Genomic DNA, 20755 nt, shown 5'->3' with positions numbered 1-20755 from the left:
GGGGGTTTAACGTGTCTCAAGGACTGGTAACAGCATCCTATATCGTTGCCGCCGTGCTCTTCATCCTCAGTCTCGCGGGACTGTCGAAGCAAGAAACGGCCAAGCATGGCAACCTGTTCGGTATCGCGGGGATGGCCATCGCCCTGCTCGCCACCGTCTTCAACCCGGAAACCAGTGGCGTCCACTGGATCATCCTGGCCATGGCCATCGGTGGCGCCATCGGCGTGCGTCTGGCCCTCAAGGTCGAGATGACCGAGATGCCCGAGCTGGTGGCCGTGCTGCACAGCTTCGTGGGCATGGCAGCGGTGCTGGTGGGCTTCAACAGCTTCATCGATCTGCACCCCTCCGCCCCCGCCGAGGTGGTGGTCTCCGTCGGTTCCAACCTGGATGCGACCCTGGCAGCCGCCCGGGCGGCGTTCGAGCAGGCGGCAAGCGTCGCCCAGGTCGAGCACCTCTCCGGCGCCATGCTGAACATCCACCTGGTGGAAGTGTTCCTGGGCGTCTTCATCGGTGCCGTGACCTTCACCGGTTCCGTGGTGGCGTTCGGCAAGCTGCGTGGCCTCATCTCTTCCAAGCCGCTGATGCTGCCGCACCGCCACAAGCTGAACCTGCTGGCCGTGGTGGTCTCCATCGCGCTGATGATCCACTTCGTCAACGCCGGTGGCTCCACCTTCGCTCTGCTGGTGATGACCCTGATCGCCTTCGCCTTCGGCTGGCACCTGGTCGCCTCCATCGGCGGTGCGGACATGCCGGTGGTGGTCTCCATGCTGAACTCCTACTCCGGTTGGGCGGCAGCGGCGGCGGGCTTCATGCTCTCCAATGACCTGCTGATCGTCACCGGTGCCCTGGTGGGTTCCTCCGGTGCCATCCTCTCCTACATCATGTGCAAGGCGATGAACCGCTCCTTCATCTCCGTGATCGCAGGAGGCTTTGGCTCCGACGGCGTGGCCTCCACCGCCGAGCAGGAGCTGGGCGAATACCGCGAGACCAACGCCGAAGACGTGGCCGACATGCTGAAGAACGCCAGCTCCGTCATCATCACCCCGGGCTACGGCATGGCGGTGGCGCAGGCCCAGTACCCGGTGGCCGAGATCACCCAGAAGCTGCGTGACCGCGGCGTCAAGGTGCGCTTCGGCATCCACCCGGTGGCCGGTCGTCTGCCTGGCCACATGAACGTGCTGCTGGCGGAAGCGAAAGTCCCCTATGACATCGTGCTGGAAATGGACGAGATCAACGATGACTTCGCCGACACCGACGTGGTGCTGGTGATTGGTGCCAACGACACCGTCAACCCGGCCGCCATGGAAGATCCGGGCAGCCCCATCGCCGGCATGCCGGTGCTGGAGGTGTGGAAGGCGCAGAACGTCATCGGCTTCAAGCGCTCCATGAACACTGGCTACGCCGGTGTCCAGAACCCGCTGTTCTTCAAGGAGAACACCCAGATGCTGTTTGGCGATGCCAAGGCCAGCGTCGAGGCCATCCTGAAGGCGCTGTAAGCGTTGACCGGATGAGACAAAAAGGGGGCTTCGGCCCCCTTTTTTTATGACCAGAGTGGATGACCGTGGCAGGGAACAGACAGACGGTGGTGCCTGCCTGCCTGTCCGGACTGACTGACGAGCCCTGGCTCAATTAAAGTTGAGCAAAAGCACCAAAAAACCACCTTGAAGGCCTCTCATGGGGCCTTTTTGTCATTTTAGTCGTGATTTTGCTCACATTTTGTGGTGTTGTCTCACCAGTCGGGCATAATGCCCGCGCAAAAAGCGGATTTGCTCAATTTTATTTGAGTCCGCTTCGAATATCCTTGCCCAACGTTGACCGGATGACCCCATGACCGAGGTAGCTCCCTTGCGCGACGCCAGCACACTGACCGATGAAGAGCGCCATCTGATCGCCAGCTTCGAGCCTGCGGTGGCGGCGCTGTCCGCCCTGTTTGGCCCGGGCTGCGAGGTGGTGCTGCACGCCTTTGACAGTCTGCACGCCTCCGTCATCAAGATTGCCAACGGCCACATCACCGGCCGCCAGGAGGGAGCGCCGGTCACCGATTTTGCGCTCGACAAGTTGCACAGTGCCGCCGGCAGCCAGTGGAGCAGCTATTTTTCCCGCACCCGGGAGGGCTCCCTGCTGAAGTCCTCGTCCATCACCATCAGCAACCGCGAGGGCAAACCCATCGGTATGCTGTGCGTGAATTTCAGCCTGGACACGTCCCTTGGCAGCCTGCTTGACACCTTTGCCCCGCCCGCAGTGCCCCCTGCCCACGGCACCGAGACCTTCGCCAGCTCGGTGGATGATCTGGTGGCGCAGGTGATCGCCAAGGTGGACAGGGATCCCGGGCTGGGCAGCAGCGTGCGCAACAAGGCGATCGTGCACCGGCTCTACGACATGGGCATCTTCGAGATCAAGGATGCCGCCCAACTGGTGGCCGAGCTGCTCGGCATCTCCCGCCATACCGTTTACCTGCATATCCGCAATCACAAGGCGGAACTGGCCGAACAACAATGACGAGCCCGCACGCGGGCGCCATGAACATGAGACACATCGCAATGAACGCACAATGGACCGACTTTATTACCCTGCTCAAGCGTGAAGTGGTGCCGGCCCTCGGCTGCACCGAGCCCATGTCGGTCGCCCTGGCGGCGGCCAACTGCCGCAAGCTGCTGGGGCAGGTACCGACCCGCACCCGCGTCTGGGTCAGCGGAAATCTGTTCAAGAACGGCATGGGGGTCGGTGTGCCCGGCACCGGCATGATCGGCCTGCCGGTGGCCGCCGCTGTCGGCATCACCGGTGGCAACCCGGATGCCGGTCTGGAGGTGCTCAAGAGCCTCACGCCGGATCAGGTCGAGGCGGCCAAGGGGCTGCTGCCCACCATAGAGGTGGATGTGAAGGATGTGCCCGACGTGCTCTACGCCGAGGTGCTGGCCGAAGTGGAGGGGCACAGCGCCCGGGTGGTGATCTGTACGGACCATACCCGCATCGTGCTGATGGAGAAGGATGGCGAGGTGCTGATGGTGCAGGACAGCGCCCCCGGGGTGCAGATCCAGCCAGCCAAGGCCGACAAGCCCGCCATGACCCTGAAGGAGATCGTGGCCTTCGCCCTGGAGGTGCCGCTGGTCGAGATCGACTTCATCCGCGAGGCGGCCACCATGAACCAGGCGCTGGCGGACGAAGGGCTGCAGGGCTATGGCCTGCGCATCGGCAAGATCCTCACCGATCAGGTGGAGCGCAAGCTGCTCTCCGACGACCTGATGACCCTGGCCATGCGCCTGTCGTCTGCCGCCTCCGATGCGCGGATGGATGGCGCCATGCTGCCCGCCATGTCCAATTCCGGTTCCGGCAACCAGGGCATTGCCGCCACCATGCCGGTGGTCGCCGCGGCCCGCTTCCTCAAGGCCGATGACGAGCAGCTAGCCCGTGCCCTGGTGATGAGCCACCTGGTGGCCATCTACATCAAGGCCTACCAGAACAAGCTCTCCGCCCTGTGTGCCGCCAGTACCGCCGCCATGGGATCGGGGGCCGCCATCACCTGGCTGCTGGGGGGCCAGTTCGAGCAGATCAGCCACTGCATCAACAACATGATTGGCGATGTCTCCGGCATCATCTGTGACGGCGCCGGCAGCGCCTGCTCCATGAAGGTCTCCACCTCCACCTCGGCGGCGGTGAAATCCTCGCTGATGGCCATCAACAACCTGCGCGTGCCCCAGAGCGAGGGGATCGTCTCGGACGATGTGGACCAGACCATCGCCAACCTGGGTCGCCTCTCCAGGGAGGGGATGCTGGATACCGACATCGAGATCATCAACATCATGCGGGCCAAGCAGCAGGGTAAGCACCGGTGACCCCGGAGTGCCGCCGTCGGCCATAAAAAAACCGGAGCCAGTGGCTCCGGTTTTTCATTGTTCGTTCGCTACTCAGCCGCGACCGAGACGGTTGTCCGGGTAGTTCTTGGCCAACACTTCGCGGGCATGCTGGGCCAGGGTCGGCATCTTCAGGGTGTCATAGGCGTTGACCATGATTTCCAGTGCCTTCTCGGTTTCCATCGTGTCGGGATAGGTCTCGACGATCAGCTTGGCGCGGTTGGCGGCGGCGATCAGGGCGTCACGCTTGACGTAGTACTCGGCTACCCCCAGGTCATAGCGGGCAAGACGGTTCTTCAGACCGATCATGCGGGCACGGGCATCGGCTGCATAGCTGCTGTTGGGGTAGTTCTGCAGCAGGGTCTTGAAGTCCTGGAAGGCCTGACGGGCGTAGGAGGGGTCCTTGTCATCCCGATTGATGCCGAGGAAATCCTGGAAGAAGTTGTAATCCGCCGCCATGTTGGTCAGGCCGCGCATATAGAAGACGTAATCGATGTTCTTGTGCGCCGGGTTCAGGCGGATAAAACGGTCGATGTTGGCGATCGCCTGGGCGGTATCATCCTGCTTGTAGTAGGCATAGATGAGATCGAGCTGAACCTGGTTGGAGTAGGCACCGAACGGGTAACGAGAGTCCAGCGCTTCCAGCAGTTCGATGGCATTGAGGTAGTTGCCGGTATCCAGTTTGATGCGGGCTTTCTGGTACAGAACTTCCGGCGGTTCGTCGGGAACCTTGGGTTTGGTGCTGGAACAGCCAGTGATCAGGGTAGCGACCAAGGCGAGCGACATCAGCAGGTGAGACTTCTTTCCCATCAACAACATCCGGTCCATTTCCACGAAATTGGCAAAGTATCCGTTATGCTTGGCTAAAAGAAAAGCTAGAATACCCGGATTATTTCGAATTGATACCCCCGCTCAAGAGACCATACATGAGCCAGCATATTGAACTGACAGGCGAATTTCAGGATCACCAATTCGGGCAACGACTCGACCAGGCCCTGGCCGAATTGTTTCCCGACTACTCCCGGACCCGCATCAAGGAGTGGATTTTACAGGACAGAGTGACCCTGGACGGTCAGGTTGCCAATACCCCGCGCGAGAAAGTGGTGGCCGGGCAGCAGGTACATGTGAATGTGGAACTGGCAGACGACACCCGCTGGGATGCCCAGAACATCGAGCTGAACATCGTTTATGAAGATGAACACATCCTGGTGATCGACAAGCCAGCCGGCCTGGTGGTTCACCCGGGCGCCGGTACGCCGGACGGCACCGTGCTCAACGCCCTGCTGCACCGCTACCCCGGCATCGCCGAGGTCCCCCGTGCCGGTATCGTGCACCGTCTGGACAAAGACACCACGGGGTTGATGGTGGTGGCCAAGACCATTCCCGCCCAGACCCACCTGGTGGAAGCCCTGCAGGCACGCCAGATCACCCGTGAGTACGAGGCGATTGCCATCGGTCACATGACCGCCGGCGGCACCGTCGATGCCCCCATCGGTCGTCACCCGACCCAGCGTACCCACATGGCCGTGGTGCCCAACGGGCGCGAGTCCGTCACCCACTACCGGGTGCACGAGAAGTTCCGTGGTCACACCCGTCTGCGGTTGCGGCTGGAGACCGGCCGTACCCACCAGATCCGTGTCCACATGGCCCACATCAAGCATCCGCTGGTGGGGGATCCCGCCTACGGCGGTCGTCTGCGTCTGCTGCGCAACGCCACCCCCGAACTGACCGAGGCCCTGCGCGCTTTCCACCGTCAGGCGCTGCACGCCACCATGCTGAAGCTGGCGCACCCCATCACGGGTGAAGTGATGGAGTGGCACTCCCCCACGCCGCAGGATATGGTGGCGCTGATGGAAGTGCTGCGGGCGGATACCCTGGCCAATCCTGACGATCTGGTCTGGAACTGATCCCGAGGGCGGCCTTGCGACGATTCCTGCCGTAACCGGCCCTCCATGATCTGATGCGGGGCCCCTTGACTGGTTGCAGCCAAGGGGCCCCGTTTTCATATGAACGAAAGGAGCCACAGATGAACTGGATCGCACCCGACTGGCCCGCACCGGGCAATGTCAGGGCTCTCTCGACCACCCGGGACGGCGGCATCAGCGAAGGGGTCTTTGCTGGTCTGAACCTCGGGGCCCATGTAGGCGATGCACCGGCCAGGGTCGAGGCCAACCGCGCCCGACTGCAGCAGGTGGCGGGGATCCCCGGCACTCTCAACTGGCTCAACCAGGTACATGGCATCGCCGTCCATCCGGTGAGCGACCGTTATGAGCGCGTACCGGATGCCGATGCCGCCTGTGCTCATGAGGTGGGGCAGGCCTGCATCGTGATGACTGCCGACTGCCTGCCGGTGCTGTTCTGTGATCGGACAGGCACAGTAGTGGCGGCGGCCCATGCCGGTTGGCGCGGACTGCAGGGGGGCGTATTGGAGGCAAGCATCGCCGCCATGGGCTGCGAGCCTGGCGAGATCCTGGCCTGGCTGGGCCCGGCCATCGGTCCCGCCGCGTTCGAAGTGGGTGGCGAGGTGCGTGAGGCCTTCATGGCGGAGCAGGCGGAAGCGGCGACTGCATTCGCCCCTTCGTCCAACGAGGGGAAATGGTTGGCGGATATCTACCAGCTGGCCCGACTGCGCCTCGCCCGCGCCGGCGTCACCGCCATCTATGGCGGAGAATACTGCACCTTCAGCGACAGCGAGCGCTTCTACTCCTATCGCCGCGACGGGCAGACGGGTCGCATGGCCTCCCTTGTGTGGCTGGAAAAATAGCCGAAGAGGCGCTCGCGAGTGGCCGCAAGCGCCTCTTCACTCCCTGGTGATGGCCCTTTGGCGGCCATGTCTTGCTGCCGAGCAGGCTCAAGGGGCAGGCTGCCATTGCGAGGTCGTTTTCCCTCTGTCACCGCTATTGAGGAAAAAATAAACAGCCACCCCTTGAAATTGCCCTTCAAGACCACATCTTCCTTGTCAGAAAGCGATGTTGTTGCCGCGCATGCGGCGTCTGTCTTGAAGGGGGAGTGCAATGCGCCTCGATCGCCTGACCAGCAAATTCCAGATTGCCATTTCCGATGCCCAGTCTCTTGCACTGGGTCGTGACCACCAATTCATCGAACCCGTCCATCTGATGAGCGCCTTGCTCAATCAGGACGGCGGATCCATTCGTCCGCTGCTCACCCTGACCGGGCTCGACATCAATACCCTGCGCTCGCGCCTCGGCGAGGAGCTGGATCGCCTGCCCCGCGTCAGCGGGGTGGAAGGGGACGTACAGCTCTCCAACGGCCTCGGCCGACTGCTCAACGTCTGCGACAAGCTGGCCCAGCAGCGCAAGGATCAGTTCATCTCGTCCGAGCTGTTCGTGCTGGCGGCCCTGGACGAGAAGGGGACGCTGGGCGAACTGCTGCGTGCCCAGGGGCTGACCAAGGAAAAACTCGAGGCAGCCATCGACAAGGTCCGTGGCGGCAAGAAGGTGGAGGATGCCAACGCCGAGGAGAATCGCCAGGCGCTGGAGAAGTACACCATCGATCTCACCGAGCGGGCAGAACTCGGCAAGCTCGACCCGGTGATCGGCCGGGATGACGAAATTCGCCGCACCATCCAGGTGCTGCAACGCCGCACCAAGAACAACCCTGTGCTGATCGGCGCACCCGGCGTCGGCAAGACCGCCATCGTCGAGGGGCTGGCCCAGCGCATCATCAATGGCGAAGTGCCGGAAGGGCTCAAGAACAAGCGGGTGCTGTCGCTCGACATGGGGGCCCTGGTGGCCGGAGCCAAGTATCGCGGCGAGTTCGAGGAGCGGCTCAAGGCGGTTCTGAACGATCTGGCCAAGGAGGAGGGCAACGTCATCCTCTTCGTGGACGAGCTGCACACCATGGTCGGCGCCGGCAAGGGCGAGGGTGCCATGGATGCGGGCAACATGCTCAAGCCCGCCCTGGCCCGCGGCGAGCTGCACTGCGTCGGGGCCACCACCCTCGATGAGTACAGGCAGTACGTGGAGAAGGATGCCGCCCTGGAGCGCCGTTTCCAGAAGGTGCTGGTGGAGGAGCCCTCGGTGGAGGACACCATCGCCATCCTGCGTGGCCTGAAGGAGCGCTACGAGCTGCACCACCATGTGCAGATCACCGACCCCGCCATCGTCGCGGCGGCCCAGCTATCCCACCGCTACATCGCGGATCGCCAGCTGCCTGACAAGGCCATCGACCTCATCGACGAGGCGGCGGCCAGCATCCGGCTCCAGATCGACTCCAAGCCGGAATCCCTGGACCGGCTCGAGCGGCGCATCATCCAGCTCAAGCTGGAGCAGCAGGCGCTGATGAAGGAGGACGATGACGCCAGCCGCAAGCGCCTCGATCTGCTCAATCAGGAGCTGACGGAAAAAGAGCGGGAATACAACGAGCTGGAAGAGGTGTGGAAGGCCGAGAAGGCTGCCCTCGCCGGGACTCAGCACATCAAGGCGGCGCTGGAGCAGGCCCGTCAGGATCTCGAGGTGGCGCGCCGCGCAGGGGACTTGGGCCGCATGTCCGAGTTGCAGTACGGCCGCATCCCTGAACTGGAGAAACAGCTGGATCTCGCCACCCAGGCCGAGATGCAGGAGACCAGCCTGCTGCGCAACCGGGTCACCGACGTGGAGATCGCCGACGTCCTGGCCCGCTGGACCGGCATTCCGGTGGCCCGCATGCTGGAAGGGGAACGGGAGAAGTTGCTGCGGATGGAGGATCAGCTGCACAGCCGGGTGATCGGCCAGGAAGAGGCGGTGGACGCCGTCTCCAACGCCATTCGCCGCTCTCGTGCCGGGCTGTCCGACCCGAACCGCCCCATCGGCTCCTTCCTCTTCCTCGGCCCCACCGGGGTGGGCAAGACCGAGCTGTGCAAGGCGCTGGCGGAGTTCCTGTTCGATACCCAGGACGCCATGGTGCGGATCGACATGTCCGAGTTCATGGAGAAACACAGCGTGGCCCGTCTGGTGGGGGCGCCTCCGGGATACGTGGGGTACGAGGAAGGGGGCTATCTCACCGAGGCGGTGCGCCGTCGCCCCTACTCGGTGATCCTGCTGGACGAGGTGGAGAAGGCGCATCCCGATGTCTTCAACATCCTGTTGCAGGTGCTGGACGATGGCCGCCTGACCGACGGTCAGGGGCGTACCGTGGACTTCCGCAACACGGTCGTCATCATGACCTCCAACCTCGGGTCGGATCTCATCCAGGAGCACCACTCCGAGAAGGATTACGACGAGATGAAGGCCATGTTGATGGAGGTGCTGACCCGTAGCTTCCGGCCGGAGTTCATCAACCGGATCGACGAGACCGTGGTGTTCCACCCCCTCGGTGAGGAGCACATCAAATCCATCGCCCGCATCCAGCTCAAGAGCCTGATGAGCCGTCTGGAGTCCCAGGGCTTCGAGGTGGAGGTGAGCGAGGAGCTGCTGACCAAGCTGGTTCATGCCGGGTTCGATCCCGTCTACGGGGCGCGCCCCCTCAAGCGGGCGATCCAGCAGAAGGTGGAGAACCCGCTGGCCCAGGCCCTGCTCAGCGGTCGGGTCATCCCGGGCAAGACACTGCGGCTGGGGGCCGACAGCAACGGCCTCACCATGACCCAGTAATGGGATTGTCGATGAAAAACGCAGGCCTCGTGCCTGCGTTTTGTTTTCAGGGTGATTGAGATGCTGACGTTTTCCGTTTTGGTGGATGATGATGTTCATCTACCCGGCTGCCTGCCTGAAAAGGGACTGTCGTTGCTGTTGGAGTGCGATGGACTCAAGGTGCTGTTCGACAGTGGTCGGGGCCGGGCGCTGCGGCACAATGCCGAGGTGATGGGGGTAGATCTTGGCTCTCTCACCCATGTGGTGCTGTCCCACGGTCATTACGACCATGTGGGAGGCATCGGCTCCCTGCCCGTCTATTCCGATCCCATTCCATTGATCGCTTGTCCGGATGTGTTCAATGAGCGGGGCTACTTCCTGCCGTTGCTGCCCCGACGCTACAACCTCTACCGCCTCTCGGGCGACCTGGATCCGCGACAACTGGCGACGAGAGGGCTGCTCCCTCACTGTTCAGCTGAGCCGGTCTGGCTGTCCGAGCGGCTGGTGTTCCTGGGATCCATACTGCGACGGGAGCAGGCCAAACCCTCCTTGCTTGGTTACATAGTGCGGGGTGGGCGGGTGGAGAAAGACCTTATCAGCGACGACTCGGCGCTGGCCTACAAGAGCGAGCAGGGGCTCATCGTCTTTATCGGCTGCGGTCACGCCGGGGTCGAGAACATCGTCGAGTGGGCCAAGGAGGTGTGTGGCGACGAGCGGATCCACGCCGTCATCGGCGGCCTGCACCTGAAGTTTTCCGGCCCAGAGCGGGCGGTGGCGCTCGGAGCCTATCTGCAGGAAGAGGCGGTGGAGCGGTTGTTTGCCTGCCACTGCACCGGCAGCAGAAAGGCGGGGCTGCCGCGCCAGCACCAGATCGGGGCGGGTTTTGAGCACAGTTTTTCGGCGTAAAAAAAGCGGCAATCCGAAGATTGCCGGGAGGAATGTATTCGATGCGATCTGACGTGGGTTGAGCGGATCGCAGGGGCAAGCCCCAGGGTCGGCAGGCACAGTCAGCGACCATGCCCGCCTTACAGTCAGTCGGGATACGCTCTCCACCCCGGCTGACCAGCTTCGCTATCGCGTCTGTCCCGCGCCGTGTTGCCGCGATAGGAGGACAGAGGCAATCAAATCAATTCGTTACAGCATGTCCGCAATGGCGGCCTTCATCTCGGCCGGCCAGACGCCGACCTGGACCTGACCGATGTGCTCTTTTTGCAGCAGCAGCATGGCCAGACGGGATTGGCCGATGCCGCCGCCGATGGTTTGCGGCATCCGTGCTGCCAGCAGATCCTGATGCCAGTCGTACTGCAGGCGATCCTCGTCCCCGGTGATGGCGAGCTGGCGGCGCAGCGCCTCTGCGTCCACCCGGATCCCCATGGAGGAGATCTCGAAGCTGTCTTCCAGCACCGGGTTCCACACCAGGATGTCACCGTTCAGACCCGCCAGCCCGAGCTCGCTCTCGCTGCTCCAGTCGTCGTAGTCCGGGGCACGGACGTCGTGGCGTTCGCCGTGGGAGAGGGCGCCACCGATACCGATGAGGAAGACCGCTCCCAGCTCTTTGGCGATGGCGCGCTCGCGTCCCTTGGCATCGAGGTCCGGGTAGCGGGTCAGCAGCTCTTCACTGTGCAGGAACTGGATATCCGCCGGCAGGAAGGGGGTCAGGTCGTGTTCGGCACAGACCGCGCGCTCGGTGGCCTTGATGGCGGTCCAGATGCCGCGCACAGTCTCCTGCAGATAGGCCAGATCCCGGCGCTCGCCCGGCATCACCTTCTCCCAGTCCCACTGGTCGACGTAGACGGAGTGAATGGGGCTGAGACGATCCTCGTCCGGACGCAGTGCCTTCATGTGGGTGTAGATGCCTTCACCCGGGCCGAAACCGAAGCGGCCCAGGGTCTGGCGCTTCCACTTGGCCAGGGAGTGGACCACCTCATAACTGTGCTCCGGCAGGGTTTTCACCTTGACCTGCACTGCATGCTCGCAGCCGGAGAGGTTGTCCTGGGTGCCGTCACCGACCCGGCTCAGAATGGGGGCTTGTACCTCCATCAGGCCGAGTTGCAGTGCGAGTTGGCGGGAGAACATCTCTTTGACGAAGCTGATCTGCTGTTGGCTGCGGATATAGTGCTGTTTCATGCTGAATTACCTGTCGTGAATCCGTTGAATGCGGTGATTCTTCAACAGAATGCCAACTAAATTCAATATTCGATAATTGAAATAGGCTTTGTGTGTTTTTTTCTTCAAAATAAGCCATCAATTAATGATGAATCATTAAAAGGAGCGCAAAAAAGTGTCAGAAAATTATCGGATCGATAATCTCGATCAGGCCATCCTCTCCGCCCTGATGGAGAATGCGCGCCTGCCTTACGCCGAGCTGGCCAAACAACTGCTGGTGAGCCCGGGCACCATCCACGTGCGGGTAGAGAAGATGAAGCAGGCGGGCATCATCGAGGGAACGCGGGTGCAGGTGAACCCCAAGAAGCTGGGCTACGACGTCTGCTGCTTCATCGGGATCAACCTCAAGAGCGCCAAGGATTACCCGTCGGCCCTGGCCAAACTGCAGGCGCTGGACGAGGTGGTGGAGGCCTACTACACCACCGGCCACTACAGCATCTTCATGAAGGTGATGACCCGCTCCATCGACGAGTTGCAGACGGTACTGATCCACAAGATCCAGACCATCGACGAGATCCAGTCCACCGAGACGCTGATTTCGCTGCAAAACCCGATCCTGCGGGATGTGAAGCCTTGAGTCGGGTGGTCTGAGGGGGGCGTAGAGATCCCTCTCCCGTGCGAGACCCTGTTCGCGCAGCAGAATTTGACCCTGCGGGATAGGGCACCCTGACCGGTGGATCAGGGTTCGATATAGGGGATGCCGTATTTGTCGTAGAGGGCTTTGAGCCGGCCGTCCCGCTTCATGTGCAGCAGTTCGGCATCATAGGCGGCCATCAGGGCCGGGGTGTCGGCATCGGCCCGGGAACGGGTCCAGACATTGAAGTAGGGGCTGGTCTTGAGGGGTTTTGGCAGGTAGTCGAGCTTGCCTTCCAGTCCCTCCTCTCTTATCTGGGTGAAGGCGGTGACCAGGGACATGGGCACCACGTCGATGCGACCGGCGATGAGTTTGCGCAGTTGCAACTGGTTGATGGGGATCTCCTGGAAGTGATAGCTCGGGTCTGTCATGGCCGCCGCGAGCTCGGGGGTATAGGAGAAGTCCCGGGTGACACCGATACGCCAGGGTTTGAGATCCGTCAGTTGGTCATAATGGATCCGGCCTGCGGACTCCTTGCGTATGAAGAAGTGCCAGCTATGGAGCATATGGGCCTGTTTGGGGTAGAGCAGATAGGCCTCCCGCTCCGGTTTGTAGGAGTGGGTCAGCAGCAGGTCATAGAAGCCGCTTTCGGCATTGCGGGTGAGCCTGGCTCCCGAATCGATGAGCTCAATCCTGATGGGGGTATGGAGCGTGCCGAAGATGGCGGTGACGAGATCCACATCCAGCCCGCGAGGGTGTCCCTGTGCATCCAGCCACTTGAGAGGGGGCTCCAGGATGCCACCAATGACCAGCTCCCTGGCTGACAGCCAGCAGGGCAGCAGCAAGCAGAATACGAGCAAGCGTCGCATGTTACATCTCCTGAGCACTCGGGACGGGGTCGCATCCGGCAGGGACTGTGACCGGCACCTATCTAACTAGAGACGACCACGGATGGCAAACCCTGAAATGGGGAGGGGACAAACGAACGGTGCCGGTGGGAGGGGGGGCGGGCTGCCTCGACAGGCCGCCCCGTGGCAGAGTCGGGCGGGATGGACCAGCCACTCGCCAGCTGTGGGCGGGAGGGTAGTCGGCATGACACGTGTGCGAGGTGGCCTGCCTCAGGTTGCCTGACACTGTTTCATCTGGGTGTTGAGGGCCTGCATCACCTGACGACGGCTGATGATGCCCGTCACCTTGCCTCCCTCCATCACTGGATAGACCTTGGGTCTGGCCCCGGCCATCTGGCGGGCGAGATCCACGATGTTGTCATCGGGAGAGACGAACAGCGGGGCCCGGCTCATCAGATCTTCGACCAGAGTACGGGTGTCGCAGTGATAGCTGCCCGTGAGCAGGGCGGGAATGCAATCCTGCTCGGAGAGAAATCCGACGAGGTGCTGATGGTCATCCAGTACCGGCAGGCCCCCCAGGTTTGCCCGATGGAGTCTGTCCAGCGCCTCGGCCAGACCGAGGCCGGGGTGCAGTGAGTGGGTCAATGGCTGCATATGATCGCGAATTTGTAGCATGATGGTGGCTCCATGGGGGTCGATGGGGCCACTATGCCCGGTGGCCGTGAAAGGGGGCCAATGGGTTTTGCCTCGGACATCGATAGGTCATGGCCGATGAATGGGCCCTCCGTGCGATCCTGCATGGATCGGGGAGGGCGACAACCACAAGGAGAGGGTATGCGTGCATTGGTAACGGGCTGTGGCCGTCGCCTGGGATTCTATCTGTGCGAGCAGCTGGTGGCCGCTGGCTGGCAGGTGACGGGCAGCTATCGCAGCGAACGGCCCGAGCTGGATCGTCTGCGAGACGTGGGCGTCGAGCTGGTACAGGCGGACTTCACCCGGGAAGAGGAGGTGGGCGCCGTGGTGACGGCGCTGGCGGCTCATGAGGATCTTGCCCTGATCATCCACAATGCCTCCGCCTTCGAGCCCCAGGCGGCGGATCCTGCGGTGCAGCTGGCCCAGTTCGATCAGTTCTACCGGGTACACATGGCGGCTCCCTTCCAGCTCAACCGGGCGCTGGCCCCCGCCCTTGCTCGCCAGCCCAACGGGGGCATCATCCACATCACCGATATCTACATCCATGCCCCGGCGCCCCAGTTTGCCGCCTACGTGGCCACCAAGGCGGGAGCCCATTCCCTGGCCATGAGCTTTGCCCGCGAACTGGCACCCGCCGTGCGGGTCAACACCATAGAGCCTGGCCCCATCCTGTTTCTCGACGAGCACGGGGATGACTGGCGCCAGCAGGTGCTGGCGAAGACGCCGCTGGCGCGGGAAGGGGGTCTGGAGCCCATCTGGCAGGCGGTACAGATGCTGATGAAGAACGACTACATGACCGGGGCCAGCATCCGGGTGGACGGGGGGCGCGCCCTCGCCGTCATCTAGGGCAAGGCGGGCCGCCATGACATGAGGCGCCTTTGGGCGCCTCATGTGTGTGAACGGCTCAAGGGTGCCGGATGGCGGCGTGCCGGGAAGGGGGGCCGGGGTGGCCGTTGCCGGGAAGCAGGGCCTCGTCTTGCTGGCAGAGATGGATGGGGGCCTGGCCGATGCGCTGCTTCGCAAACACCTTGCTGCCCGGCAGGCCGAGGGTCACCTTGCCGGAGTCCACACTGCCGCCCTGATACATCTCCGCCAGCAGATCCCCCAGGTAGGCATCCACCCCGGCCTCGGCGAAGTCATCCCGTTCGCCGCAGGCCAGTATGTCGATGTCCAGTGGCCTGTCCGCCACCTTGCACAGGGGGTTGCTGCGATCCCGGCCATGGGCCAGCTCCATGGTGACAAACTCGGCCTTGAGCTGGACGGGGGAGAGGTCGCTCTGGACGACGAACAGGCAGTTGAGGAAGTCGTGGCGCGAATGCATGCCCACGGGTTTGGTCTGGATGACGGAACTCAGGTGAAGGCGACCAAAGCGGGCCAGCAATTCGGCGACGACCTGACTGACGTGCAGGGCGGGGTCGAGATTGGATCCAATGCTACAGAGGTAAAACATGCTTTCCATTCCTTGGGTTGGGCTCGTCTGAAATATATACGCAGCTCACGGTTATGGGATTCACTATGAATTAACATGTCGTTATCTGTTGTGATCCAACGCTGATTGGCAGAAAGGAGGTTTGCATGAGCGTAGAAATGAAATGGGCACTGTTGGCCGCGTCAGGGGCCCTTGCCATGATCATTGTCATCTGTGTGGCGTCCGTCGGCCTGGCGTGAATCCGGCCTCGGTGAGCAATCAAACCGGCTTTATGGCCGGTTTTGCTTTTTGGGGCAGTGCGGATATGCTGGCTCCCCCATGACGAATCGAGACCGCAGAAGATGACCAAGGTTCGGCCCCGCTCCCTGCTCCAGGTAGTACTGATGGGCTTCGTGCTGGTGCTGATGCCCCTGGGGGGCATGATCTGGCACGACAGTCAGGCTCTCTCCCACCTGGGCCAGCTCACCAGCGACGAGATGGAACGTGCGGTGCGGGACACTCGCCGGGCGACGCTGCTCTCCACTCAGGCCATCGATCTGGAGCGCACCCTGCGCCGCTATGCGGTCCTGGGTGATGACCGCATCCTGGCCAGCTATCGGCAGCAGCTGGTGCGCTACCGGGAACTGCTCGCGACCCATCAGGACTCCATTCCGGATGCCGAGGTCTACGGAGATCTCGAGGCGACGCTGGTCTGGCTCGACGGCCTGCAGGATCTGCGCAAGGCCAGGCAGGAGGCGACCAGCCCCCGTTTCACCGACTTCAACGAACTGAACCAGCAACTGGAAGTGGTCACCCGCAGCCAGGTGGATGATCACGTGACCCGCATGCGGGGCGCCATCGTGGAGCTGAAACAGCAGATCTGGTGGGTCAGCGGCTTCGTGGTCGGGCTCAGCCTGCTGCTGGTGTTGCTCTTTACCTACCTCATCATCCACCCGGTACGTCAGATTGAGTCGCGGATCCTGAGTCTGGGCGCTGGCGTCGAGCCGGATCAGCGCCCGGTGGATGGCCCGGCCGAACTGGTGCTGCTGGGGGAGCGGATCAGCTGGCTGCACGACAAGCTCAAGGAGCTGGAACAGCAGAAATACCAGTTCCTGCGCCACGTATCCCACGAGCTGAAAACCCCCCTTGCCGTGCTGCGGGAGGGGGCTGATCTGCTCTCGGAGCAGCTGGTGGGGCCCCTCAACGGGGATCAGCAGGAGATCTGCCAGATGCTGGAGGAGAACAGCCGCCGTCTGCAGACCCTGATCGAGCGGCTGCTCGACTTCAATCGCCTCAGCCAGCAGGAGGTGTTCACCCTGTCCGAGGTGCCCCTGGCGCCCTTGTTGTCAGACTTGTCCGAAGAGTACCGGCTCGCGCTGGAATCCAAGCAAATCAGTGTACACTTGCCGCCCGAGCCCATCAGCCTGCGGGCAGAGCCCTACCGCCTGCGACTTATCCTCGACAATCTCTTTTCCAACGCGGTCAGCTATGGCGCCAGGGGCGGACAGATCTGGATCCGCGCCGGGGCGGGAGCGGGCGGCGGCTGGCTGGAGGTGGCCAACGAAGGGCCTGTCATCCCGCCAGACGAGCGGGAGCGCATCTTCGAGCCCTTTGAACAGGGCAGCATAGTGCGCCAGGGATTGCTGAAAGGCTCCGGCATGGGCCTCTCCATTGCCCGTGAGTCTGCCATGAGTCTGGGCGGCGAGCTCAGGCTGATCGAGGATGCCCAGGCGGATGTCTGTTTCCGGCTGGATTTGAACGTGCGCCCGAGCTGACGGGCGTGGCGGCGACCCCGCAGGTGCGGGTGGCGCCTTGACACCGAATATTGAGAGGAGCGGGCAGGTGCCTGTTCCCCACCAGGATCTGAAGTGACATTCAAGATGAAACGATTTGTGATTCCCGTATTGATGATAGGCCTGCTCGCTGGCTGTTCCCTGCTGCCTTCTACCAGCCTCACCGAGCCTTCCCAGGAGGCGATCGCCAGGCGGATGGAGTTTGCCAACAAGGAGATGCAGGTGCGCCTGCAATACTCGGACTGGCTGCTGGCCAGCCATCCCCAGCAGCGGATGCAGGAGCGCCAGCGACTGGCCGGCGCCACCGACCTCGAGAGCCGGGTCAGCCTGGCCATGGTCAACACCCACCCGTCCGAATCGGTGGCCAGTCGCCGGGCCGGGCTGGATCAGCTGAAGGCTCTGTTGCCGGAGCTCGGTCTCGATGCCCAGGCCTTCCTGCGCAGCTGGATCGCCCTCGGGGAGGAGCTGCTGGTGCGAGACAGCCGCCGCGACGATCAGAGTCAGGAGGTGAAGCGTCTGCGCCAGCAGATAGAGCAGCTCTCCGCCATCGACGAGCAGCTCAACCAGCGTAAGCTCAATGGGGGAGGTCAGCCATGACAGCTCCGGACCGCGCCGCAATGACCGCGTTTTTCGCCAAGAGGGGGTGAGAGCATGAGCCGTATTCTGCTGGTGGACGATGATGCCAGCCTGCTCAAGCTGATGAGCATGCGCCTGCGCAGCCAGGGTTACGAGGTGGATACCGCCGACAGCGCGGAAGGAGCGCTGGACAGGCTGCGCCAGCAACGGGCCGACCTGGTGCTGAGCGATCTGCGCATGGGGGGCATGGACGGGCTGGCGCTGTTCGAGCGGATCCAGTCCCAGTGGCTCGGCATGCCGGTGATCATCATGACCGCCCACGGCACCATTCCCGACGCCATCCAGGCGACCCGCTCCGGGGTATTCAGCTTCCTCACCAAGCCCATCGACAAGGACGAGCTGCTGGTCACCATAGAACATGCTCTCAGCCTGACCCGTCCGAAGCAGCAGCAGGAGTGGCAGTCCCTCATCCAGACCCGCAACCCGCAGATGGAGCAGTTGCTGATCCAGGCGAGCAGCATCGCCACCATGGACGTGCCCGTGCTGATCCTGGGCCCCTCCGGCGCCGGCAAGGGGGTGATGACCCAGGTGCTGCACCAGGCCAGCCACCGCCGCGACAAGCCGCTGCATACCATCAACTGTGCGGCTCTGCCCTGGCCCGCGCTGGACTTGCAGCTGTTTGGCGAGGATGGCCAGTCCGGCCTGTTTGCCGAGGCCAAAGGCGGCACCCTCTTCCTCGACGAGATAGGGGATCTGTCGGAGTCACTCCAGGCCAAGTTGCTCCAGGTGCTGGCGGAGTATGGTCAGGGCACCCCCGAGGTGCGGGTCATCAGCTCCAGCCATCAGGATCTGGTGACCGCCATGGAAGAGGGGCGTTTTCGCGAGGATCTCTTCTACCGCCTCAACGTGGCCAACATCACTCTGCCGCCTCTGAGCGCCCGTAGCGAGGACATCCCCCTGCTGGCCCGTCAGGCGCTGGACGATTACCGCAACCGTCACCCCGATTGCGCCGCCCTCGGCTTCTCGCCTGAGGCGCTGGCCCTGCTGGCCGCCGCGGCCTGGCCGGGCAACGTGCGCCAGCTCTGCGGGGTGGTGGAGCAGCTCGCGAGCCTCTGCTGCAGCCCGGTGATCGGCGCGGCCATGGTGGAGTCGGCCCTGAGTGGCGGCGGTGGCGGCATTCCCTCGTTCAACGAGGCGCGGGCCGAGTTTGAAAAGGAGTACCTGATCCGGCTGCTGCGCACCACGGAAGGCAATGTGACCCTGGCGGCCAACATGGCGGGGAGAAACCGCACCGACTTCTACAAGCTGCTGAATCGGCACGGCATCGAGGCGGCCAACTTCAAGTCGAAGGGATAAATGACAGAGGGGCGGCCCGTCGATGACGGGCCGCCCCTCTGGTTTCCGACAGAATCGGCCTCAGGCCGGGTCGCTGACACCGCTGGTAGAGAGAGTCTTCTGGGAGAGCCAGAGGCCGCTCGCCTTCATCAGATAGCCAAACAGGGCGCCGATGATGAGGGAGGGCAGAATGAGCCGCCACTCGCCTGCGGCGCCGAAGGTGGCACAGCAACCGGCGAAGGTGCCGGGAATGTAGGCGAGCCACTGCTGCCTGGCCTGCACGCACATCAGGGTGGCCACCACCCCTGTCATCAGATAACCCGCCATGCCGGCCCCCCACCAGGTCTCCCCGTGGATCAGCAGGAGTGCCCACAGCATGCCGGTGGTGTTGCACAGCAGGGTCTGCAACAGCGCCTTGTAACCGCCACTCGAGGCGAAGTAGCTGGTGCAGCCGAGGAAGCCGACCCAGGAGATGAGACCGAGTGCGGCGGCCAGTCCACCCCAGACGGCGGAGAGGATCCCGGTCGTGATGGCGATGGCGAACAGTGGGCTCATGGCGTGACTCTCAGTGGTTGAATCCGGAAAAGGAGGCAGCCTACTCCGCGGTAGAGCGGCAGCAAGCGGGGGCCGGATTGTGTGTGATCCCGGTCACTCTTTGCAACTCTGGAATACGCTTGCGCTCGCGAAAAAAATTCATTGGAGGCGCCGCAGACCTTGTTCCATAGTTAGAGGCCCTGTCCTGCTCATGGAGTGAGTCTGATGGTGCCAAACGTGATCGTTCCTCTGCTGGTGTTCGTAGTGCTCTTCCTGGCCGGTACCATGGCCAAGGCACTGCCCCTTTACCAACTCATGTAATTCTGTGTGAAATAAAACTCGGCCGGGGCGGGTCTTATGGTTGTCAACCTCATCGTCCCGGGAGTTTTTTCATGTTGATCAAGCGCCGTACTTCTCATCACCCCACCGAACAGGATGTCACGCCGGAAACCGTCTATCAGGATCGTCGCCGCATCCTGAAAGGGCTGGGCCTGGGCGTCGGTGCCGCCACCCTGGCGTTTCCGGTGAAGGCCAGCCTGCTGGATCTCTTCGCACCGGACAAGCCGGCCACCGTGGCCCCCACCAGACCCCTCGACATCCGTGCCGCGATCCGGCCAGAGGGATTGATCCTCACCCCGGAGGAGAAGGCCACCACCCACAACAATTTCTACGAGCTGGGGACCGACAAGGGGGACCCGGCCCGCAACGGCCATTACCTCAGGGCCGAGCCCTGGACCCTGAAGGTGGAAGGGGAGGTGGCCAAACCCTTCACCCTGGATGTGTGGGATCTCATCAACAAGAGCACGCTGGAGGAGCGCATCTATCGGCTGCGCTGCGTGGAGGCCTGGTCCATGGTATTGCCCTGGAGCGGCATTGCGCTGGCGGATCTGATCCGCCGTGCCGAGCCCACCAGTCGCGCCAAGTTCGTGGCCTTCGAGACGCTCTATGATCCGGAACAGTTGCCGGGGCAGGCCTCCCGTGCCCTGGGGGGCGGCATCGATTATCCCTATGTGGAGGGCTTGCGCCTCGACGAGGCCATGCACCCCCTCTCCTTCCTCGCCATGGGGCTTTATGGCAAGACCCTGCCCGCCCAGAACGGGGCTCCCATCCGGCTGGTGGTGCCCTGGAAGTACGGCTTCAAGAGCATCAAGAGCATCGTCTCCATCCGCCTGGTGGAGGAGATGCCCTCGACAACCTGGAACCTGCTGGCCCCCAACGAATATGGCTTCTACGCCAACGTCAACCCGAGCGTGGATCACCCGCGCTGGAGCCAGGCGAGCGAGCGTTTCATCGGCGAGGGGGGCATCTTTGGGGCCAAGCGCCAGCCGACCCTGATGTTCAATGGCTACGGCGACGAGGTGGCCTCCCTCTATCAGGGGATGGATCTGCGTAAATGGTATTGAGACTGAC

General features: G+C 62.9%; 20 protein-coding genes. 14 read left to right on the top strand and 6 right to left on the bottom strand.

From position 1 onward, the window contains the following. The first annotated feature begins 11 nt into the window (after positions 1-11). From pntB to AB5Y59_RS16010, 3 genes are all read left to right on the top strand, one after another. Complete coding sequence (gene pntB, locus AB5Y59_RS16020) at positions 12-1496, top strand: Re/Si-specific NAD(P)(+) transhydrogenase subunit beta (protein WP_010675995.1); 1485 nt, start codon at positions 12-14, stop codon at positions 1494-1496. A 331-nt stretch (positions 1497-1827) separates the two neighbouring features. Beyond that, on the top strand, positions 1828-2499 hold the full coding sequence (locus AB5Y59_RS16015) for a transcriptional regulator (protein ID WP_368212323.1): 672 nt from the start codon (positions 1828-1830) through the stop codon (positions 2497-2499). A gap of 26 nt (positions 2500-2525) precedes the next feature. Next, positions 2526-3833, top strand: coding sequence for an L-serine ammonia-lyase, iron-sulfur-dependent, subunit alpha (locus tag AB5Y59_RS16010; RefSeq protein ID WP_323940177.1), 1308 nt, complete (start codon positions 2526-2528; stop codon positions 3831-3833). 72 nt (positions 3834-3905) lie between these two features. Here AB5Y59_RS16010 and AB5Y59_RS16005 read toward each other — a convergent pair whose 3' ends face one another. After that, positions 3906-4661 carry an outer membrane protein assembly factor BamD gene (locus AB5Y59_RS16005; RefSeq protein WP_029314864.1) on the bottom strand — a complete coding sequence of 252 codons (756 nt, stop codon included), beginning with the start codon at positions 4659-4661 and terminating at the stop codon, positions 3906-3908. 116 nt (positions 4662-4777) lie between these two features. On the opposite strand from AB5Y59_RS16005, the gene rluD reads away from it, so the two are divergent. The 4 genes from rluD (at position 4778) to AB5Y59_RS15985 (ending at position 10324) form a co-directional block, all read left to right on the top strand. Next, complete coding sequence (gene rluD / locus AB5Y59_RS16000; RefSeq protein ID WP_042864780.1) at positions 4778-5758, top strand: 23S rRNA pseudouridine(1911/1915/1917) synthase RluD; 981 nt, start codon at positions 4778-4780, stop codon at positions 5756-5758. A gap of 119 nt (positions 5759-5877) precedes the next feature. Further along, the gene (pgeF, locus tag AB5Y59_RS15995) at positions 5878-6615 is read left to right on the top strand and encodes a peptidoglycan editing factor PgeF (RefSeq protein WP_368212321.1); all 738 of its coding nucleotides are present in this window, start codon (positions 5878-5880) and stop codon (positions 6613-6615) included. 250 nt (positions 6616-6865) lie between these two features. Continuing rightward, a complete protein-coding gene (gene clpB, locus AB5Y59_RS15990) occupies positions 6866-9439 on the top strand; it encodes an ATP-dependent chaperone ClpB (protein WP_052816170.1) in 2574 nt (857 codons plus the stop codon). A gap of 60 nt (positions 9440-9499) precedes the next feature. Continuing rightward, positions 9500-10324: an MBL fold metallo-hydrolase gene (locus AB5Y59_RS15985; protein WP_368212319.1), complete on the top strand. Its 825-nt coding sequence runs from the start codon at positions 9500-9502 to the stop codon at positions 10322-10324. 228 nt (positions 10325-10552) lie between these two features. Here AB5Y59_RS15985 and asnA read toward each other — a convergent pair whose 3' ends face one another. Further along, the gene (gene asnA, locus AB5Y59_RS15980) at positions 10553-11545 is read right to left on the bottom strand and encodes an aspartate--ammonia ligase (RefSeq protein WP_048209521.1); all 993 of its coding nucleotides are present in this window, start codon (positions 11543-11545) and stop codon (positions 10553-10555) included. A gap of 154 nt (positions 11546-11699) precedes the next feature. Between asnA and asnC the strand changes: the two genes are divergently transcribed. After that, positions 11700-12161 carry a transcriptional regulator AsnC gene (gene asnC, locus AB5Y59_RS15975; RefSeq protein WP_041214272.1) on the top strand — a complete coding sequence of 154 codons (462 nt, stop codon included), beginning with the start codon at positions 11700-11702 and terminating at the stop codon, positions 12159-12161. A gap of 101 nt (positions 12162-12262) precedes the next feature. On the opposite strand, the gene AB5Y59_RS15970 is transcribed toward asnC, so the two are convergent. Further along, complete coding sequence (locus tag AB5Y59_RS15970; RefSeq protein ID WP_221366058.1) at positions 12263-13027, bottom strand: ABC transporter substrate-binding protein; 765 nt, start codon at positions 13025-13027, stop codon at positions 12263-12265. 249 nt (positions 13028-13276) lie between these two features. Continuing rightward, positions 13277-13681: a CBS domain-containing protein gene (locus tag AB5Y59_RS15965; RefSeq protein WP_039039619.1), complete on the bottom strand. Its 405-nt coding sequence runs from the start codon at positions 13679-13681 to the stop codon at positions 13277-13279. 159 nt (positions 13682-13840) lie between these two features. Here AB5Y59_RS15965 and AB5Y59_RS15960 point away from each other — a divergent pair, with 159 nt between their 5' ends. Next, complete coding sequence (locus tag AB5Y59_RS15960; protein WP_039039618.1) at positions 13841-14545, top strand: SDR family oxidoreductase; 705 nt, start codon at positions 13841-13843, stop codon at positions 14543-14545. Between the two features lie 58 nt (positions 14546-14603). Here AB5Y59_RS15960 and folK read toward each other — a convergent pair whose 3' ends face one another. Further along, positions 14604-15149, bottom strand: coding sequence for a 2-amino-4-hydroxy-6-hydroxymethyldihydropteridine diphosphokinase (gene folK, locus AB5Y59_RS15955; RefSeq protein WP_010675982.1), 546 nt, complete (start codon positions 15147-15149; stop codon positions 14604-14606). A 125-nt stretch (positions 15150-15274) separates the two neighbouring features. Between folK and AB5Y59_RS15950 the strand changes: the two genes are divergently transcribed. The 4 genes from AB5Y59_RS15950 (at position 15275) to AB5Y59_RS15935 (ending at position 18832) form a co-directional block, all read left to right on the top strand. Continuing rightward, the gene (locus AB5Y59_RS15950; protein ID WP_010675981.1) at positions 15275-15367 is read left to right on the top strand and encodes a YnhF family membrane protein; all 93 of its coding nucleotides are present in this window, start codon (positions 15275-15277) and stop codon (positions 15365-15367) included. Positions 15368-15469: 102 nt separating this feature from the next. After that, entirely contained in the window at positions 15470-16882 is a 1413-nt protein-coding gene (locus tag AB5Y59_RS15945; RefSeq protein ID WP_045522797.1) for a sensor histidine kinase KdpD, read from the top strand. Positions 16883-16987: 105 nt separating this feature from the next. Continuing rightward, positions 16988-17497, top strand: coding sequence for a hypothetical protein (locus AB5Y59_RS15940; RefSeq protein ID WP_039039694.1), 510 nt, complete (start codon positions 16988-16990; stop codon positions 17495-17497). Positions 17498-17551: 54 nt separating this feature from the next. After that, a complete protein-coding gene (locus tag AB5Y59_RS15935) occupies positions 17552-18832 on the top strand; it encodes a sigma 54-interacting transcriptional regulator (RefSeq protein WP_124245197.1) in 1281 nt (426 codons plus the stop codon). Between the two features lie 60 nt (positions 18833-18892). Here AB5Y59_RS15935 and AB5Y59_RS15930 read toward each other — a convergent pair whose 3' ends face one another. Then, the gene (locus AB5Y59_RS15930; RefSeq protein ID WP_043153924.1) at positions 18893-19366 is read right to left on the bottom strand and encodes a DUF1097 domain-containing protein; all 474 of its coding nucleotides are present in this window, start codon (positions 19364-19366) and stop codon (positions 18893-18895) included. A 371-nt stretch (positions 19367-19737) separates the two neighbouring features. Here AB5Y59_RS15930 and msrP point away from each other — a divergent pair, with 371 nt between their 5' ends. After that, positions 19738-20748, top strand: a complete 1011-nt coding sequence (msrP, locus tag AB5Y59_RS15925; RefSeq protein ID WP_319873450.1) for a protein-methionine-sulfoxide reductase catalytic subunit MsrP — start codon at positions 19738-19740, stop codon at positions 20746-20748. The last annotated feature ends 7 nt before the right edge of the window (positions 20749-20755 follow it).

The sequence above is a fragment of the Aeromonas sp. s10 genome, from assembly GCF_040907975.1.
GTDB classification, from domain to species: domain Bacteria; phylum Pseudomonadota; class Gammaproteobacteria; order Enterobacterales; family Aeromonadaceae; genus Aeromonas; species Aeromonas caviae.
Note: the sequence above shows the minus strand (reverse complement) of the source record. Positions and strands in the feature narration are given on the sequence as shown.

Coding starts and splice junctions, on each gene's coding strand:
- AB5Y59_RS16015 (WP_368212323.1), top strand. CDS start 1,828: ATGACCGAGGTAGCTCCCTTGCGCGACGCCAGCACACTGACCGATGAA.
- AB5Y59_RS16010 (WP_323940177.1), top strand. CDS start 2,526: ATGAGACACATCGCAATGAACGCACAATGGACCGACTTTATTACCCTG.
- AB5Y59_RS16005 (WP_029314864.1), bottom strand. CDS start 4,661: ATGGGAAAGAAGTCTCACCTGCTGATGTCGCTCGCCTTGGTCGCTACC.
- rluD (WP_042864780.1), top strand. CDS start 4,778: ATGAGCCAGCATATTGAACTGACAGGCGAATTTCAGGATCACCAATTC.
- pgeF (WP_368212321.1), top strand. CDS start 5,878: ATGAACTGGATCGCACCCGACTGGCCCGCACCGGGCAATGTCAGGGCT.
- clpB (WP_052816170.1), top strand. CDS start 6,866: ATGCGCCTCGATCGCCTGACCAGCAAATTCCAGATTGCCATTTCCGAT.
- AB5Y59_RS15985 (WP_368212319.1), top strand. CDS start 9,500: ATGCTGACGTTTTCCGTTTTGGTGGATGATGATGTTCATCTACCCGGC.
- asnA (WP_048209521.1), bottom strand. CDS start 11,545: ATGAAACAGCACTATATCCGCAGCCAACAGCAGATCAGCTTCGTCAAA.
- AB5Y59_RS15970 (WP_221366058.1), bottom strand. CDS start 13,027: ATGCGACGCTTGCTCGTATTCTGCTTGCTGCTGCCCTGCTGGCTGTCA.
- AB5Y59_RS15965 (WP_039039619.1), bottom strand. CDS start 13,681: ATGCTACAAATTCGCGATCATATGCAGCCATTGACCCACTCACTGCAC.
- AB5Y59_RS15960 (WP_039039618.1), top strand. CDS start 13,841: ATGCGTGCATTGGTAACGGGCTGTGGCCGTCGCCTGGGATTCTATCTG.
- folK (WP_010675982.1), bottom strand. CDS start 15,149: ATGTTTTACCTCTGTAGCATTGGATCCAATCTCGACCCCGCCCTGCAC.
- AB5Y59_RS15950 (WP_010675981.1), top strand. CDS start 15,275: ATGAGCGTAGAAATGAAATGGGCACTGTTGGCCGCGTCAGGGGCCCTT.
- AB5Y59_RS15945 (WP_045522797.1), top strand. CDS start 15,470: ATGACCAAGGTTCGGCCCCGCTCCCTGCTCCAGGTAGTACTGATGGGC.
- AB5Y59_RS15940 (WP_039039694.1), top strand. CDS start 16,988: ATGAAACGATTTGTGATTCCCGTATTGATGATAGGCCTGCTCGCTGGC.
- AB5Y59_RS15935 (WP_124245197.1), top strand. CDS start 17,552: ATGAGCCGTATTCTGCTGGTGGACGATGATGCCAGCCTGCTCAAGCTG.
- AB5Y59_RS15930 (WP_043153924.1), bottom strand. CDS start 19,366: ATGAGCCCACTGTTCGCCATCGCCATCACGACCGGGATCCTCTCCGCC.
- msrP (WP_319873450.1), top strand. CDS start 19,738: ATGTTGATCAAGCGCCGTACTTCTCATCACCCCACCGAACAGGATGTC.